The organism is Trinickia soli, assembly GCF_002879855.1.
GTDB classification, from domain to species: domain Bacteria; phylum Pseudomonadota; class Gammaproteobacteria; order Burkholderiales; family Burkholderiaceae; genus Trinickia; species Trinickia soli.
Window position 1 is genome coordinate 26,689 of record NZ_PNYB01000031.1, and the last position, 14,517, is coordinate 41,205.

At 63.9% G+C, this 14,517-nt stretch carries 13 protein-coding genes; 10 read left to right on the forward strand and 3 right to left on the reverse strand.

The features are described 5' to 3' along the window. The first annotated feature begins 9 nt into the window (after positions 1-9). The 5 genes from C0Z19_RS24815 to C0Z19_RS24835 all read left to right on the forward strand — a co-directional run bounded on the left by C0Z19_RS24815 (position 10) and on the right by C0Z19_RS24835 (position 6,040). The gene (locus C0Z19_RS24815) at positions 10-1,764 is read left to right on the forward strand and encodes a carbamoyltransferase family protein (protein ID WP_102612491.1); all 1,755 of its coding nucleotides are present in this window, start codon (positions 10-12) and stop codon (positions 1,762-1,764) included. A 137-nt stretch (positions 1,765-1,901) separates the two neighbouring features. Continuing rightward, positions 1,902-2,879, forward strand: coding sequence for a glycosyltransferase family 2 protein (locus C0Z19_RS24820; RefSeq protein WP_269844891.1), 978 nt, complete (start codon positions 1,902-1,904; stop codon positions 2,877-2,879). Further along, positions 2,879-4,027, forward strand: a complete 1,149-nt coding sequence (locus C0Z19_RS24825) for a glycosyltransferase family 9 protein (RefSeq protein ID WP_102612519.1) — start codon at positions 2,879-2,881, stop codon at positions 4,025-4,027. The genes C0Z19_RS24820 and C0Z19_RS24825 overlap by 1 nt, the downstream gene beginning before the upstream one ends. Next, the gene (locus C0Z19_RS24830; RefSeq protein ID WP_102612492.1) at positions 4,017-4,970 is read left to right on the forward strand and encodes a glycosyltransferase; all 954 of its coding nucleotides are present in this window, start codon (positions 4,017-4,019) and stop codon (positions 4,968-4,970) included. Before C0Z19_RS24825 ends, C0Z19_RS24830 begins: the two co-directional genes overlap by 11 nt. A gap of 53 nt (positions 4,971-5,023) precedes the next feature. Next, positions 5,024-6,040 carry a UDP-glucuronic acid decarboxylase family protein gene (locus C0Z19_RS24835; RefSeq protein WP_102612493.1) on the forward strand — a complete coding sequence of 339 codons (1,017 nt, stop codon included), beginning with the start codon at positions 5,024-5,026 and terminating at the stop codon, positions 6,038-6,040. Here C0Z19_RS24835 and C0Z19_RS24840 read toward each other — a convergent pair. Then, complete coding sequence (locus C0Z19_RS24840; protein WP_102612520.1) at positions 6,003-8,696, reverse strand: ATP-binding cassette domain-containing protein; 2,694 nt, start codon at positions 8,694-8,696, stop codon at positions 6,003-6,005. The two genes, C0Z19_RS24835 and C0Z19_RS24840, sit on opposite strands and share 38 nt — an antisense overlap. A gap of 150 nt (positions 8,697-8,846) precedes the next feature. On the opposite strand from C0Z19_RS24840, the gene C0Z19_RS28355 reads away from it, so the two are divergent. After that, the gene (locus tag C0Z19_RS28355; RefSeq protein ID WP_158243062.1) at positions 8,847-9,239 is read left to right on the forward strand and encodes a hypothetical protein; all 393 of its coding nucleotides are present in this window, start codon (positions 8,847-8,849) and stop codon (positions 9,237-9,239) included. Between the two features lie 464 nt (positions 9,240-9,703). After that, the gene (locus C0Z19_RS24850) at positions 9,704-10,201 is read left to right on the forward strand and encodes a PRC-barrel domain-containing protein (protein ID WP_425330295.1); all 498 of its coding nucleotides are present in this window, start codon (positions 9,704-9,706) and stop codon (positions 10,199-10,201) included. A 64-nt stretch (positions 10,202-10,265) separates the two neighbouring features. Here the strand turns inward: C0Z19_RS24850 and C0Z19_RS28535 are convergent, their stop codons facing one another. Continuing rightward, entirely contained in the window at positions 10,266-10,436 is a 171-nt protein-coding gene (locus tag C0Z19_RS28535) for a hypothetical protein (protein WP_175084076.1), read from the reverse strand. A gap of 607 nt (positions 10,437-11,043) precedes the next feature. Between C0Z19_RS28535 and C0Z19_RS24855 the strand changes: the two genes are divergently transcribed. The 3 genes from C0Z19_RS24855 (at position 11,044) to treF (ending at position 14,011) form a co-directional block, all read left to right on the forward strand. Next, the gene (locus tag C0Z19_RS24855) at positions 11,044-11,241 is read left to right on the forward strand and encodes a hypothetical protein (RefSeq protein WP_102612496.1); all 198 of its coding nucleotides are present in this window, start codon (positions 11,044-11,046) and stop codon (positions 11,239-11,241) included. 100 nt (positions 11,242-11,341) lie between these two features. Next, entirely contained in the window at positions 11,342-12,085 is a 744-nt protein-coding gene (gene phbB / locus C0Z19_RS24860) for an acetoacetyl-CoA reductase (RefSeq protein ID WP_102612497.1), read from the forward strand. 147 nt (positions 12,086-12,232) lie between these two features. Continuing rightward, positions 12,233-14,011, forward strand: a complete 1,779-nt coding sequence (gene treF / locus C0Z19_RS24865; protein ID WP_102612521.1) for an alpha,alpha-trehalase TreF — start codon at positions 12,233-12,235, stop codon at positions 14,009-14,011. On the opposite strand, the gene C0Z19_RS24870 is transcribed toward treF, so the two are convergent. Next, a complete protein-coding gene (locus tag C0Z19_RS24870) occupies positions 14,008-14,331 on the reverse strand; it encodes a chemotaxis protein (RefSeq protein ID WP_102612498.1) in 324 nt (107 codons plus the stop codon). The two genes, treF and C0Z19_RS24870, sit on opposite strands and share 4 nt — an antisense overlap. Positions 14,332-14,517: the final 186 nt, after the last annotated feature.

Here is a 14,517-nt window from a genome sequence, read left to right on the forward strand (position 1 = left end):
AATCCCGCCATGTACACACTCGGAATCAATGCCGTTTATCACGACAGCGCAGCCGCGCTCATCAAGGACGGAACGGTGATCGCCGCCGCCGAGGACGAGCGATTCACGCATGTGAAGCACGCCAAACGGCCGGTGCCTTTCTCGACCTGGCAGATGCCGTTCGATGCAATCGACTACTGCCTCAAGGAGGCCGGCATTACCTTGGCCGACGTCGATCATGTCGCCTACTCGTACGACCCGGCATTGTTGCCGACGATGCCGGGCCCGGCGCGCGGCGCGGCGACGATCACGCTGCCGCTCGAACCGGGGTTGCAACGGGTGAACCACCCCAACGCATCGCCGTGGGACCCGCTGTTCGTCAGCTACATCGCCAATGCGCGGGCGCAACTCATCGACGGCGCGCCGCATCATCTGGCCAAACGGTTTCGCGCGCCCGAGGGCGGACACCGCTTCGCCTGGCACTATGTCGAGCATCATCTTGCCCACGAAGCCAGCGCGTTCCTCGCCGCGCCATTCGACGATACGGCCGTGCTGACGATGGACGGCCGCGGCGAAGGCGTCACGACGAGCCTCGGTCAATTCGTCGATGGGCATTACAAGCGGATCAAGCAAGTCGAACTGCCGCATTCGCTGGGCTTGCTCTACGAATCCGTGACGAGCTGGCTGGGGTTCCTGCATTCGTCGGACGAGTACAAGGTGATGGCGCTCGCGGCGTTCGGTCGTCCCGCGTACGCCGACGCATTCCGCGAAATCGTCCGCTATCGCGGCAACGGCAGCTATACGGTCGAAGACGCCAATCTCGTCGAGCGCTTCGGCCCGCCGCGCGAACGCGGCGGACCACTCGGACAACGCCACTATGACGTCGCGAGCTCGTTGCAAACCGTGCTCGAAGAGACGGTGCTCGAGCTTGCGCGCTGGCTGCATGAGCGAACGGGGTTGCCGCGCCTATGCATGGCCGGCGGCGTGGCGCTCAATTGCGTCATGAACGCACGCGTTCGCGATGAAGGCCCCTTCGACGAACTCTGGGTGCAGCCGGCCGCGGGCGATGCCGGCACCGCGCTCGGCGCGGCACTTTGGATCGACTGGCGCGAGCGCAATCTCAAGGGCGACAAGACACGGCCATGGCACATGAATCATGCATACCTCGGCCCGTCGTACCCCGACGATGAAATCGAGGCATTCCTGCGCTGGTCCAAGGTTCCTTTCAAGCGCTTGACCGATGTCGCCAGCGAAACGGCCGACCTGCTCGCGGCGGGCCATGTCATCGGTTGGTACCAGGGGCGCACCGAGTTCGGGCCGCGCGCGCTCGGCGCGCGTTCGATCCTCGCATCGCCCATCGATCCCGGCATGCAGGCGAAGCTCAATGAAATCAAAGACCGCGAAGATTTTCGGCCCGTGGCGCCCGTCGTCATGGAAGAGCATGCCGATGCGTGGTTCGTCGACGGGCGCACGGCCCCGTTCATGCTGTTCATCTTCGATGTCCGTCCCGAAGTGGCCGAGCGCATTCCGGCAGTGCGGCACGTGGACGGTACCGCACGCGTGCAAACGGTCAATCGTGCGCAACACCCGCTCTACTACGATCTGCTCGCCGCGTTCCACGCTCGCACGGGCGTGCCGATTCTCGTCAACACCTCGTTCAACACACGGGGCGAGCCCATGGTCAATTCGCCGCGCGATGCGCTCGAATCGTTTTGGACCTCGCCGCTCGATGCGCTCGTCATCGGGCCGTTCCTGATCACGAAGAAGCAAGGAGCCGCAGCGTGAGCACGCCGGAGGCTACGCAGGCCCAGCAGTACAAGGTGCAAGCGGAAGCGGATGCACCGGCCGAAGCGTACACCCAAGCGCACACCGAAGCGCAAGCGCGCCTCGACGCACCATCGGAGCCGACCGATACGACGGGCCTGCGTCCCGACGTGTCGGTCGTCGTGCCGACGTGGCGCCGCCCTGCCATGCTCGAACGATGTCTCGAAGCGCTGGTGCGGCAGACGCTCGCGCCGCAGTGCTATGAGATCGTCGTCTGCGACGACGGGCCCGACGACGCCACGCGCGTACTCGTCGAGCGGATCGCCGATGCGCACCGCGCACGCGGTTTGCAAATCGACTATGTGCCTGTCACGGCAACCCAGGGTCCGGCCGGCGCCCGCAACGCAGGCTGGCGGCATGCGCGCGCGCAAACGATCGCTTTCACCGACGACGACACGATTCCCGACCCGCGTTGGCTCGAAGCCGGACTGGCGGCGTTGGCAGGCGGCGCGTGCGCGGCCGCAGGCGCGATCGTCGTCCCGCTATCGGACTATCCGACCGATTACGAAGCCGATGCAAGCGGTCTCGCGCGTGCGGAATTCGCCACGGCGAACGCCTTCGTCAGGCGCGCTGCACTCATCGCGGTCGACGGCTTCGACGAGCGGTTTACCTCGGCGTGGCGCGAAGATTCGGATTTGCAGTTCTCGCTGCTCAGTGCGGGCGGTCAAATCGTGCGCGCACGCGATGCCGTGGTGTTGCACCCCGTACGCCCGGCATGCTGGGGCGTGAGCCTCTCGCAGCAGCGCAAGAGCGCCTTCGAAGCGTTGCTTTATCGCAAACACCCCGTCCTCTATCGTCAACGCATCGCCAAGACGCCGCCGATCGCCTATTACGCGACCGTTTCGGCGGCATTGATAGCGGTCGCCGGATTGCTCCTGGGCCTGCCTTCGATAGCGGGCGTCGGCGCACTGATCTGGTTTGCGCTGACCTTTCGATTCTTCGCATTGCGTATGCGTGGCCGCAGCCGCGCGTGGACACACATCGCGGAAATGGCCGCCACGTCCGCGCTGATTCCGTTTCTTTCCCTCTACTGGCGGCTGCGCGGCGCGATCCGCTATCACACATGGTTTATCTGATGCGCTCACGTTCCGTCTCTTCGCCTGTCTCGTCGGCCGATGCTGTGCCGCGGCGTATCGCCATTTTCCGCGCGCTTCAGCTGGGTGACATGTTGTGTTCCGTGCCGGCGCTTCGCGCCCTGCGTCATGCATGGCCGGCTGCGCGGATCTCATTGATCGGGCTGCCGTGGGCAGCGAGGTTCGTCGAACGGTACGCCTCGCTGATCGACGAGCTCATCGTCTTTCCCGGCGCGATCGGCTTCCCCGAACAGGAAGAAACCGACGCCGCCCTGCCAAGGTTCTTCGCCGCGATGCGCGAGCGCCGGTTCGATCTCGCGCTGCAAATGCATGGCAGCGGCGGACCCGCCAACGATATCGTCCGGGGCTTCGGTGCGGCGGCGTCTGCGGGATTCCATCAACCGCAAGAGACGCCCGAGCCCGGTTTCATCCCCTGGCCCGACGATCTGCCCGAACCTCATCGCTATCTCGCGCTTATGCGAGCGCTCGGCATCAAAGCCCACGACGATTCGCTATGGTTTCCACTGACGCCGCACGATCGCTGCGAATACGCCGCGTTGGAGACGCGGCACGGAATTGAGCCGGAGCGGCTCATCGTTCTTCATCCGGGCGCCCAACTGCCGTCGAGGCGCTGGCCGCCCGAGCGTTTTGCCGAAGTAGCCGACACCCTTTCCTCGCACGGCTGGCAGATTGCCATCACGGGCACGTCGAACGAAGCGGCGATCACGGCTGCGGTGCTCGGGGCGATGACTGCGCCGGCGCTCCACCTGACCGGATCGACGACGCTTGGCGGCCTCGCTGCACTCGTTGCGCGGGCCCGGCTTGTCGTCTGCAACGACACGGGCATTTCGCATGTGGCCGCCGCGATGCGCACGCCCAGCACGGTGATCGCATCGGGCAGCGACACGCACCGCTGGGCGCCGCTCGATCGTTCGCGGCACCACGTGCTTGCCGACTACCCGCCTTGCCGCCCCTGCGCGTTCCGCGACTGCCCATACGGTCACACCTGCGCGCTCAACGTCAGCGTATCCCACGTGGTCGATGCGGCGCTCGAACAGCTTGCGCACAGCGCCCGTGCCCAGCCAGCCGACGCCAGCGTGCTGCACGCGCGCACTCCGCACCCTCCAAAGGAATCCCGCCATGCGACGTAACCGGCCGCTACGTGTGCTGACGTGGCATGTCCACGGCAATTACCTGTATTACCTGACCCAGGCGCCGCACGAGTTCTGGCTCGTGACGCGGCCGGGCAATCCGCCCGGGCATGCAGGCCGAACGGGCGTGCTGCCCTGGGGCGACAACGTTCATGAGGTCGATGCCGCGGTCGTCGCGCAGCGCGAGTTCGACGTCGTGCTCTATCAGCACCGCGACCACTGGGAACGCGATCGCCTGACGGTGCTGTCGGAAGCGCAACGCCAGCTGCCGACGATCTATCTCGAACACGATCCGCCGCAGAACAATCCGTTTTCCGAGCGTCACTGGGTGACCGATCCTTCCGTTTTGATCGTTCATGTGACGCACTTCAATCGATTGATGTGGGACTGCGACAAGGTGCCCACGCGCGTCGTCGAACATGGGGTACTCGTGCCCGACGGCGTGCGCTATACAGGCGAGCTCGAGCGTGGCGTGGTCGTCATCAACAACCTGCCGACGCGGGGCCGTCGGCTTGGCGCCGACATCTTCGCGCAAGCGGCCGGCCGCATTCCGCTCGACCTCGTCGGCATGAACGCTCAGGCAGCGGGCGGCCTGGGAGAAATCGGCAATCTCGATCTGGCCGCGTTCACCGCGCGCTATCGCTTCTTCTTCAATCCGATACGTTGGACGAGCCTCGGGCTCGCGATCATCGAGGCCATGACGATCGGCATGCCGATCGTCGGACTGGCGAGCACGGAGCTTCCAACTGTGATCGTCAACGGCGAAAACGGCTACGTCGCCACCGATGTCGACGTACTCGTGGAAAGAATGCGGGCGTTGTTGGCCGATCCCGGCGAAGCGCGCAGGCTCGGCGAGGGCGCACGACGCACGGCGCTCGAACGGTTCGGCATCGCTCGATTCGTCAAGGATTGGGACACCGTGCTGCGTGAGGTCGCGCTGTGATGCGCGCCGGCACCATGCCTTCGAACAATCACGCATAACGGGAGAAAGTGACGATGAAAGAACTCGGTCGCAAGCGAATACTCGTGACGGGCGGAGCCGGATTTCTCGGCTCGCACTTGTGCGAGAGGCTCGTTGAAGCGGGCCACGACGTATTGTGCGTCGACAATTTCTTCACGGGCACACGCGAGAACGTGGCGCATCTGCTTGGCCGCAGCAACTTCGAGCTGATGCGGCACGATGTGACGTTTCCGCTCTATGTGGAAGTGGACGAAATCTACAACCTCGCCTGCCCCGCATCGCCCGTCCATTACCAGTACGACCCCGTGCGCACGACGAAGACGAGCGTGCATGGTGCGATCAACATGCTCGGTCTCGCCAAGCGCGTGCGTGCAAAGATCTTTCAGGCGTCGACGAGCGAAGTGTATGGCGACGCGCGCGTTCATCCGCAGAAAGAGGACTACTGGGGCCATGTCAATCCGGTCGGCCCGCGCGCCTGTTATGACGAAGGAAAACGCTGCGCCGAAACGTTGTTCGTCGATTACCGGCGTCAATACGGACTCGAAGTGCGCATCGCCCGCATCTTCAACACCTACGGCCCGTGCATGCACCCGGCCGACGGGCGCGTCGTATCGAACTTTATGGTGCAGGCGCTGACGAACGAGCCGTTGACTGTCTATGGCGACGGCTCGCAAACGCGCTCGCTCTGCTATGTCGACGATATGATCGATGCGTTTATACGCCTGATGGATGCCCCCGAAGGCACTTGCGACCCGGTCAATCTTGGCAATCCACATGAAGTGTCGATGCTTGAATTGGCCGAGCATGTCAGGCGGGCGACGCGGTCGGACAGCGAGATCGTCTTTCGGCCGCTGCCGATCGACGACCCGTGGCACCGTCAGCCCGACATCTCCGCCGCTCGCGCGCTGCTCGATTGGTCGCCCACGACTTCGCTCGATGCGGGATTGAGCGCGACGGCCGATCATTTCCGCGCGCGCCTCGCCGGCCGTGAACGCGCCGCGTGCTGCGACGAAGTCAGGCGTGTGCCGTCAGGCGATGGATTTCGCCGGTGAGCACTTCGATCGGCACGGGCTTGACGAAATGCGCCGCGAACCCGGCGCGCGTCGTCCTTTCACGTACAGCCGGGTCGGTGTGCCCCGTCAAGGCGATGGCCGGCGGCGACGCGCCGTCGAATTTGCTCGCCATGTCGCGAATGCGCGCCAACACCTCGCAGCCGTCCTCGTCGCCGATCGAAATATCGCAAACGAGCACGCCCGGCCATTGCGATCGCTCGCTTTGCTCGAGGCGCCGCAACGCTTCCTCGCCCGACGTTGCGAGTTCGACCCGTGCGCCGTTCGCAACGAGCGCGGCCTCCAGCGCGTCGCGCGCCTCTTCATCGTCATCGATCGCCAGCACATTGATGCCCTCGAGCCGGGCGGCCGCGGTTGCAAGCGGCGCCCCCACCCCGTCAATACCGACAACGGGCAGCAACGGAAGCGACGCCACGTAGGCCACGTGGCCGTCGACCGACATCGGCAAAAACGTGCCGCCCGCGGCGCCCAGGATATGTTCGGCTTCGGCCGCCTGTTCGGCCGTCAGCGGAGCGGGCTCGGCGTACGCGCCCAATACCGCAAGCGAGGCTGAATTGGTTTCCCTTTTTGCACGCAACTGCACTCGCGCGCCGGGGGGGGCGTGAGCGATTTCGTTGGCGCACAGCATGGCGACCACGCGCTGAATCTGCTCGGTTTCGCCCGTGACGGGCACATCGGGATCGGTCACGCTGAGCCCAAAGTCGACGCCTTGCTCGCTCGCTTCGGTCACGACGCGGCTCGCGATTTCGGCGGCGAGATCGCCCAATCGCATCGGCTTCGCTGCCAGCTTGCGTTGCGTATGCTCGAGTTCCCCCTGCTCGCGCTGCAACGCCCACATCCGGGCATAGACTCCACCCGGCTTTGCGATGAGTTCACCGTGCCGACCCTGTTCGACGATGCGCCCATGCTCCATGACGAGGATGCGGTCGGCGTCGACGACGGTCGACAACCGATGCGCAATCACGATCGACGTGCGCCCTTCGGCGAGACGGCGAAACTCGTTTTGAATGGCGCGTTCGGAACGCGTATCGAGTGCCGAAGTTGCTTCGTCGAAGACGATGATCGGCGGATCTTTGAGGAAGGCGCGCGCAATCGCGATGCGTTGTCGTTCGCCGCCCGACAGCCGCAGCCCCCGCTCGCCGACGCGCGTGTCGTAGTGGTCGGGAAGCCGTTCGATGAATTCGTCCAGTTGGGCCGCACGCGCCGCGCGTACGATATCGGCGCGCGTCGCTTTCTCGTGGCCATAGCCGATGTTGTAGGCGATCGTATCGTTGAACAGCACCGTGTCCTGCGGCACGATGCCGATCGCTTCGCGCAGCGAACGACGGGTGACGTACCGCACGTCCTGCCCGTCGATCGTGACCTTGCCATGCGTCGGCGCGTAAAGGCGAAACAAAAGCCGCATCAGCGTCGACTTGCCCGAGCCGCTGCCGCCCACCACCGCGAGGGTCGCGCCCGCCTTCGCCCGAAAATCGACCCCGTGCAAGATCTGCCGCGCCGGGTCATAGCCGAAATCGATGTTCTCGAACGCTATTTCGCCCGTCGTGACGATCAACGGCTTCGCGTCGGGTTCGTCGCGATCCTCATCGGCGGCCTCGTCGCCGTGTTCGAGGCTGTCGCCGGCCAGCACCGCGAACATGCGTTCGACATTGACGAGCGCGTCGTTCGTTTCGCGAAATACGAACCCGAGCGTATTGAGTGGCATGCATACCTGCACGATATAGGCGTTCACCAGCACGAGATCGCCGAGCGTCATGCGCCCGGCCACGACGTACTGCACCGCCAGCAGCATCATCGCCGCGATGCCGAGACAGACGACGGCGCTCTGCCCGATGTGCAACGCCGTCAGTGCGCGTTGATTCGCGAGGCGCGCGACGACCCAATTGCTCAGCACGCCGCGATAACGCGACGTTTCGAACTCCTCTGCCGCAAAGTATTTCACGGTCTCGTAATTGAGCATGCTATCGACGAGCCGGCTATCCGATGCGGCTTCGAGCCGGTTCACTTCGCGCTGCACGACCATGCGACGCCGCGTAAAAATCATCGTATAACCGGCATAGCTGACCAGCGTGGCGGCAATGATCCAACTGAATGTGACCGTGAAATGGGTGGCGATGATGCCGATCACTGTGCCGATCTCGATGAACGACGGCAAAATCGTGAACAGCCCCACGCCGAGCAGATAGCCCACGCCTTCCGTGCCCTTTTGCACGTCGCGCACGATCGCACCCGTTTCGCGCTGCGAATGGAAGCGCGCCCCGAGACGATGCAGCCGCGCAAACGTGCGCTCTGCGAGTCCGGCGACCGTATGCTGCGTGACCGTGCTGAAGACGACGTCGCGCGCCTCGCCGAGCGCGTCGCCGACAAAGCGCAACAGCGCATAGGCCAACACAAGAAAGACGGGGAAAAGCGCGAGCGCCGTGCGATGGCCGAGATCGTCGATGATCGCCCGCAACGCGAGAGGCACGGAGACACCCGCCAGCTTGGCGACAATCATCAATGCCGCCGCTCCGAACGTCTGCGCACGGTAGCGCCGCATCGCCTGCCAGATATCGGCGGCGATGCGCCCTTTGATCCTCGCTCGTGCACGGTGCTCGATTCTCTTCACGCTCCCCTCATAGCGGCATCCAAAGGCCATCGAGGTCATCACGCAACGCACGTTCCCGCGGCCGCGGGAACGCCGCAACGCGGGACGAGGCATGCGCGTTGCGGCGGAGAACATGTGCGTGCGAAGTTGAAATTGGACGCGCATCGAGTCAACCAACCTTTAATGGACGGAGGATCACACATGAAGACGACCACGAAGACGCTACTGGTTTCTGCAATCGCGATGGCATGTGCGGGCGGGGTCTATGCCCAGGGCGCCGGCGGTTCGGCTGGCGCGGGTGGCGGCGCCGGTGCCGGTATGCGCGGCGGCGCAGCGCCGAGCGGCAATACGCTCGAGCAACCGGGTATCCAACCTGGGATGAACGGTGGCAACAGTTCGACCTACGATCAAGACCGGACGATGCGCCGTCACCGCAAGGGCACGGGCGGCTACGGCAGCCCTGGTACCACGGGCACGGGATCGGGCCGGACCACCGTATCGCCGGGGACGGAGCAAACCCACCCGTCGGGGACGACCGATGGCTCCTCGCCGCAGCAGAACGACCCGACCTATCGCGGAGGCGGAAAGGAATAGGTCACCGTTAGCAGTACGAATCAATAATGCCTGGCCGGCACGAACGCACCGGTCAGGCAGGAGAGGTCTGCCCCCTCGGTCCCTGCGAAGGGCGCAACAGACGAATATCGCGAGCGCTAGCGTATTCGCCTCAGGAATAGGACTCCCCGGCAAATTCTGCACCGTCTCTGCACGAATTACGGTCTTCGCAGAAGCACGATGAACACACGCGGCAATGCCAATCGCGAGAAGCTCGATGGAACGGTCGTTGCTGAATTGAAAGCGTGTTCAACGAATGTGGAAGGAGGAATACATGGCCCAACACCCGGCCCACTCGCAAGACCATCGGCACCCGGGGCGATCTCGCAGGTGCAGTAGCCGTTCACGAATCATCGATACGCAACAACCGCCGGTAAGTGTCAATCGGTCGTCGATGACGAGCGATGCCGGCCGCAACGATTGATCACTTCGAAAGGAGCATCGCTATGAGCATTACACCCGACCCCATGAGCAGCCGCGGCGAAGCGCGCGTTGTCGGCAAAGGCAGTTCCACCGCGGAAGGCCCGGGCCCCTATGTGATGGCCGCGAGCACCCTGGACGGCGATAAGGTGATGAGTTCCGATGGCGAAGATGTCGGCAAGATCAAGGAGATCATGCTCGACGTGTATACGGGCCGCATTGCGTACGCGGTCATGTCAAGCGGCGGTTTTCTCGGCATCGGCGATAAATTGCTCGCCATCCCTTGGAAGGCGCTGACGCTGGATACCGATCGCAAGTGCTTCCTGCTGTCGGTGACTTCCGAAATCGTCCGCAACGCCCCGGGCTTCGATAAGGATCACTGGCCGACGATGGCGGACGCAACGTGGGCGAACGAACTTCATACCTACTACGGCAGTTCGCCCTACTGGGATTCGAACGTCGAGCGCGTCGAAACCACCGGCGTCGCGTCAGGTTCCATTCCGCCAAGGGGTGAGCATCACTAACGTGTCGTAACGGCACGCCGCGCCGCGTCCTGCAAGTTGTTGGCCCGCAGGGCGCGGCGATTTTTCAACCGCCCCCAATGCCCTGCAGCACGCGTCCGGTCCCGCCGCATATCGTGCAAGGCTGTCCTTCCACCATGCCGGTGCCGCGACAGACGCGACAGGGACTTTCGCCGACTCCCGGCGCATCGGGCGGCGCTTCGTCGCCGGGGTTCTTCGGTTCCTGGGTATCTTGCATGGACGTGGTTTCCTCGGTTAGCGGCCCCCGGCGCACGTGGCCGGGCCGGCATGAGAGCCGACAGCAATAAACGGGCCGCATTCGTCGCGCCAACAATATTTGCCCTGAAGATTATGACGAGCCAATTAAACCGGGCCGCATTATCTATCACGGACTTCACGGCGACGGCTATGAAAGTTATCGTGCAACCGGCATTGGGTTGCACCCATCAAAACAAATGGGGAAGTAGACAAAGGTCGTCCTTCCGTATTGCGAACTGCGAAAGACGGTATTAGTATTGCGCCAACCACGAATCAGGCAGGGCTCAACACAAGCGAGCCACGCATTCCGAAACAATTACCGTATCGCTCCTGGATGCGTGCCTGGGGCGGGTAATTAGTACCTTGAATCACCCGGTTCAAATAAATAATCGAAAACGTTTTATAGCGTCATATGAATAGCCATTCCTACCTCTCGCAGTTTTGCATTTTTTCGACCGGCGGCCCTTCCGGTTTCGCTCAGTGCTTTACGTCGACGATGTGATTGATGCGGTCAAACCGGTGCAACTTTGCGCCGCGGCGTCAATTGGTTTGAACAATCGGCCCTCTTTTGCTGATCGGAGATAAGCATGCTGAGCCCACATGAACTCGCTACGTTGATGCTCGTCAAGGACGCTCCTGACCAGATCGTCGATCGTGCAGAGCTCTGCACGTTGCTCGAACGCCATTTGATTGCGCTCGAACAGCCGGAAGACATCGGCCTGCCGCGCCCGCGCATCACCGAAAACGGCAACTCCCTTCTCAAAGCCTGTTCGCGCTTGCGCTAGCGCGCGCGGGCCGTCGCGGCTCACCGCGATGTCATTTGCGAGGCCTGCGTTGCGCCGGCCTCGCTTCACTTCGTCAATCGCTCATAAATGGAGAAAGAACATGACCAAAAAGTTAGCGCTCGTCACGGGCGGCATGGGTGGCATCGGCGAAGCAATCAGCATCAGGCTGCATGACGTCGGCCACGCTGTCGTCGTCACCTATTCGCCGAACAACACGGGCGCCGACGATTGGCTCGCACGCATGGAAGCGACAGGCCGGCAGTTTCGCGCCTATCCCGTCGACGTAGCCGATTACGACTCGTGCGTTCGCTGCGCTGCACAGATCAAAGCCGAGATCGGTCCGATCGACATCCTCGTCAACAACGCCGGCATCACGCGCGACGCGAGCTTCAAAAAGCTCGAGAAAGATGGCTGGGACGCAGTTCTGAGCACGAACCTCGACTCGGTCTTCAACATGACGAAGCAGTGGTACGAGGAGATGACGGCGCGCGGCTGGGGCCGTATCGTCAACATCTCGTCGGTCATCGGTTGCAAAGGCGGCTTTGGGCAAACAAACTATGCGGCGGCCAAAGCGGGTATGCACGGCTTCACGAAGTCGCTGGCGCTGGAGGTCGCGCGCAAAGGCGTGACCGTCAATACCGTGTCGCCCGGCTTTATCGCCACGCGCATGGTCATGGCCGTGCCCGACGACGTCATGAAGACGAAAATCCTCCCGGACATCCCGGTCGGCCGCCTGGGCCAGCCCGAGGAAGTCGCGGCGCTCGTCGCCTACCTGTGCTCGAACGAGGCCGCGTTCGTCACGGGCGCCAACATCTCGATCAACGGCGGTCAGCATCTGCAGTGAGCGCGCCCCGGTGGCGCAACGATCGCTGATCTGCATGGCGGCATGAGCGTTGCTTCGTCGGCGGCGCCGACGCGTGGGCCGATCGAGTCCGAGCGGCTCCCGCGTGCGCCGGCACCCGCGCCGATACGACCATCAGAGGAAACGCCCATGCAGTTCGCCTTGGCGCGCCACGCGCTCGCTGCCGCTTTGCTGTCCGCCGCCGCCTGTCTGGCAGCCGAACCGCCCACGCCGCCCGCTGCGGCTGCGCGCTCGAGCGAGCGTGCAACCGCGACGGCGACATCGAGCGCTCCCGCATCCGCTGCGCATTCGACGCAGGCCCCACTCGTTGCCGCGCCGCCTTCGGAGACGCTGGGCGCGCTATATCGTGCGGTCGAACTTGCACACCTTTTCCCCGACAGCAAGACTTTTGCCGATATGACGCCGAAGGAGGCGCCCGCGCGCATCGTCGCTGCCTATGAAACGGCGCGCACGCAAGCGGGCTTCGATCTGCGCAGGTTCGTAGAGGCGCATTTCGTACGACTGCGCCATGATGCGCGGCCGTATATCTCCGATCCGAAACAGACTGTCGTCGCGCATACCGACACGCTGTGGGACGTGTTGCGCCGCGATCCCGACGCAGCGGCCAGACCCTGGTCGTCGCTCCTACCGCTGCCAGCGCCCTACGTCGTGCCGGGCGGCCGCTTCGACGAGGTCTATTACTGGGATTCGTACTTCATCATGCTCGGGCTCGTCGCGAGCGGCCGCAACGATCTCGCGAACGACGAACTCAAAAATTTCGCCACGCTCATCGATCGCTACGGGCACATTCCGAACGGCAATCGAACCTATTACCTGAGCCGCTCGCAGCCCCCGTTCTTCTCGCAGATGGTCGGTCTGCTCGCGCAGCGCGATGGGGACAGCGTCTATCTGCAGTATCTGCCCGAGCTCAAGGCCGAGTACGACTACTGGATGGAGGGAGCGTCGTCAGTGGGCCCCGGTCATGCCGTGCGGCACGTCGTTCGTCTTTTCGACGGCACGGTGCTGAACCGCTATTGGGACGAGCGCGATGCGCCGCGCGACGAATCGTATCGGGAAGATGTCGACACAGCCCGCGCCACGCCGCAACGCAATTCGAAGGATCTCTGGCGCAACCTGCGGGCCGGCGGAGAAACGGGCTGGGACTTCAGCTCGCGCTGGTTCGGCGACAACCGCACGCTCGCGACGATCGATGTCACGTCGCTCGTGCCCGTGGACCTCAATGCATTGCTTTACGGGTTGGAGCGCACGCTCGCCAAGGCGTACCGGCTGCAAGGCGACGCGACGCGCGGCGAGAACTTCGAAGCGCGCGCCGCCGCACGCGCCGAAGCGATCCGTCATTGGCTGTGGGATCCGCGTATCGGCGCATTCGCCGATTACGACTACGTGCATCGAACGCCGCGGCACCGATTGACGGCAGCCACCGTCTATCCGTTGTTCGCAGGCGTCGCGTCGCGCGAACAGGCGCGGGCCGTAGCGGAATCCGTCAAACGTGGGCTGCTGCGGCCTGGCGGGATGGCGACCACCCAGGTGGCAAGCGGCCAGCAATGGGATGAACCGAACGGTTGGGCACCGCTGCAATACCTGGCCGTGATCGGCCTGCGGCGCTATGGCGAAGCCGCTTTGGCGCAGACGATCGCCACGCGCTGGATACGGACGAACGTTGCCTACTACGCGCGCACGGGCAAGCTCGTCGAAAAGTACGACATCGGTGGCAACGCGGCGCAGGCCTCGGCCGGCGGCGGCGAGTATCCGCTGCAAGACGGCTTCGGGTGGACCAACGGCGTCTTGCGCGCTCTGCTGCAGCTTTATCCGAACGCGGTCGATGTCCGCGCTGCGGTGCCGGCCGTTTCGAAGGCCACCCGGCAGGCCACCCGGCCGGCTGCGTCGGCCTCGGGGTCTGCGGGCTAGGGTTCCAAGCCCTCGTTCGGATCGACCGGCGTGTCGATCCGATCGGGCTCGATGTCGGCATCGTCGATCAGGTTAGCGTCGCCATCGGCCGATGAACGCTCCCCGGTACCCGCACGGTCCGTGTCGCTCGCCAGCTCGGCATCGCCAAGTTCGAGCGCGTGCTCGTCGAGTTCGGAGTCTCTGTCGAATTCATGCCGCTTTGCGCCGGCGATGTCGCTTCCGCTATCGGACGAATCGCTCGGGCCCAGCGCGCCCGTGTCGCGACCGGGCGCCTCGCCGCCGCCCGCGTCCGGGAAGTTATCGGGGTTCAATGTACTCATGAGATCTCCTGTGGAATCGACCTATCCGTGGTGGAGTCATGTTGACGATGTCGATCAACGTTGATCGATATCGATGCCCGCTGATCGATATTGCCAAAACGGACGTCGACGAGCCGCAGATCGACGTTGCCGTCAACCTTCCCTCTCCTCAGCAACGCGCGCGCCACCTGCCCGCTCGTCTCCGGC

Excerpts from the sequence above, each read along its gene's own strand:
- C0Z19_RS24870 (WP_102612498.1), bottom strand. The coding sequence starts at position 14,331 with ATGAGTACATTGAACCCCGATAACTTCCCGGACGCGGGCGGCGGCGAG.
- C0Z19_RS24840 (WP_102612520.1), bottom strand. The coding sequence starts at position 8,696 with ATGGCCTTTGGATGCCGCTATGAGGGGAGCGTGAAGAGAATCGAGCAC.
- C0Z19_RS28535 (WP_175084076.1), bottom strand. The coding sequence starts at position 10,436 with ATGCAAGATACCCAGGAACCGAAGAACCCCGGCGACGAAGCGCCGCCC.
- C0Z19_RS24830 (WP_102612492.1), top strand. The coding sequence starts at position 4,017 with ATGCGACGTAACCGGCCGCTACGTGTGCTGACGTGGCATGTCCACGGC.
- treF (WP_102612521.1), top strand. The coding sequence starts at position 12,233 with ATGCAGTTCGCCTTGGCGCGCCACGCGCTCGCTGCCGCTTTGCTGTCC.
- C0Z19_RS24825 (WP_102612519.1), top strand. The coding sequence starts at position 2,879 with ATGCGCTCACGTTCCGTCTCTTCGCCTGTCTCGTCGGCCGATGCTGTG.
- C0Z19_RS28355 (WP_158243062.1), top strand. The coding sequence starts at position 8,847 with ATGAAGACGACCACGAAGACGCTACTGGTTTCTGCAATCGCGATGGCA.
- C0Z19_RS24835 (WP_102612493.1), top strand. The coding sequence starts at position 5,024 with ATGAAAGAACTCGGTCGCAAGCGAATACTCGTGACGGGCGGAGCCGGA.
- C0Z19_RS24850 (WP_425330295.1), top strand. The coding sequence starts at position 9,704 with ATGAGCATTACACCCGACCCCATGAGCAGCCGCGGCGAAGCGCGCGTT.
- phbB (WP_102612497.1), top strand. The coding sequence starts at position 11,342 with ATGACCAAAAAGTTAGCGCTCGTCACGGGCGGCATGGGTGGCATCGGC.
- C0Z19_RS24815 (WP_102612491.1), top strand. The coding sequence starts at position 10 with ATGTACACACTCGGAATCAATGCCGTTTATCACGACAGCGCAGCCGCG.
- C0Z19_RS24855 (WP_102612496.1), top strand. The coding sequence starts at position 11,044 with ATGCTGAGCCCACATGAACTCGCTACGTTGATGCTCGTCAAGGACGCT.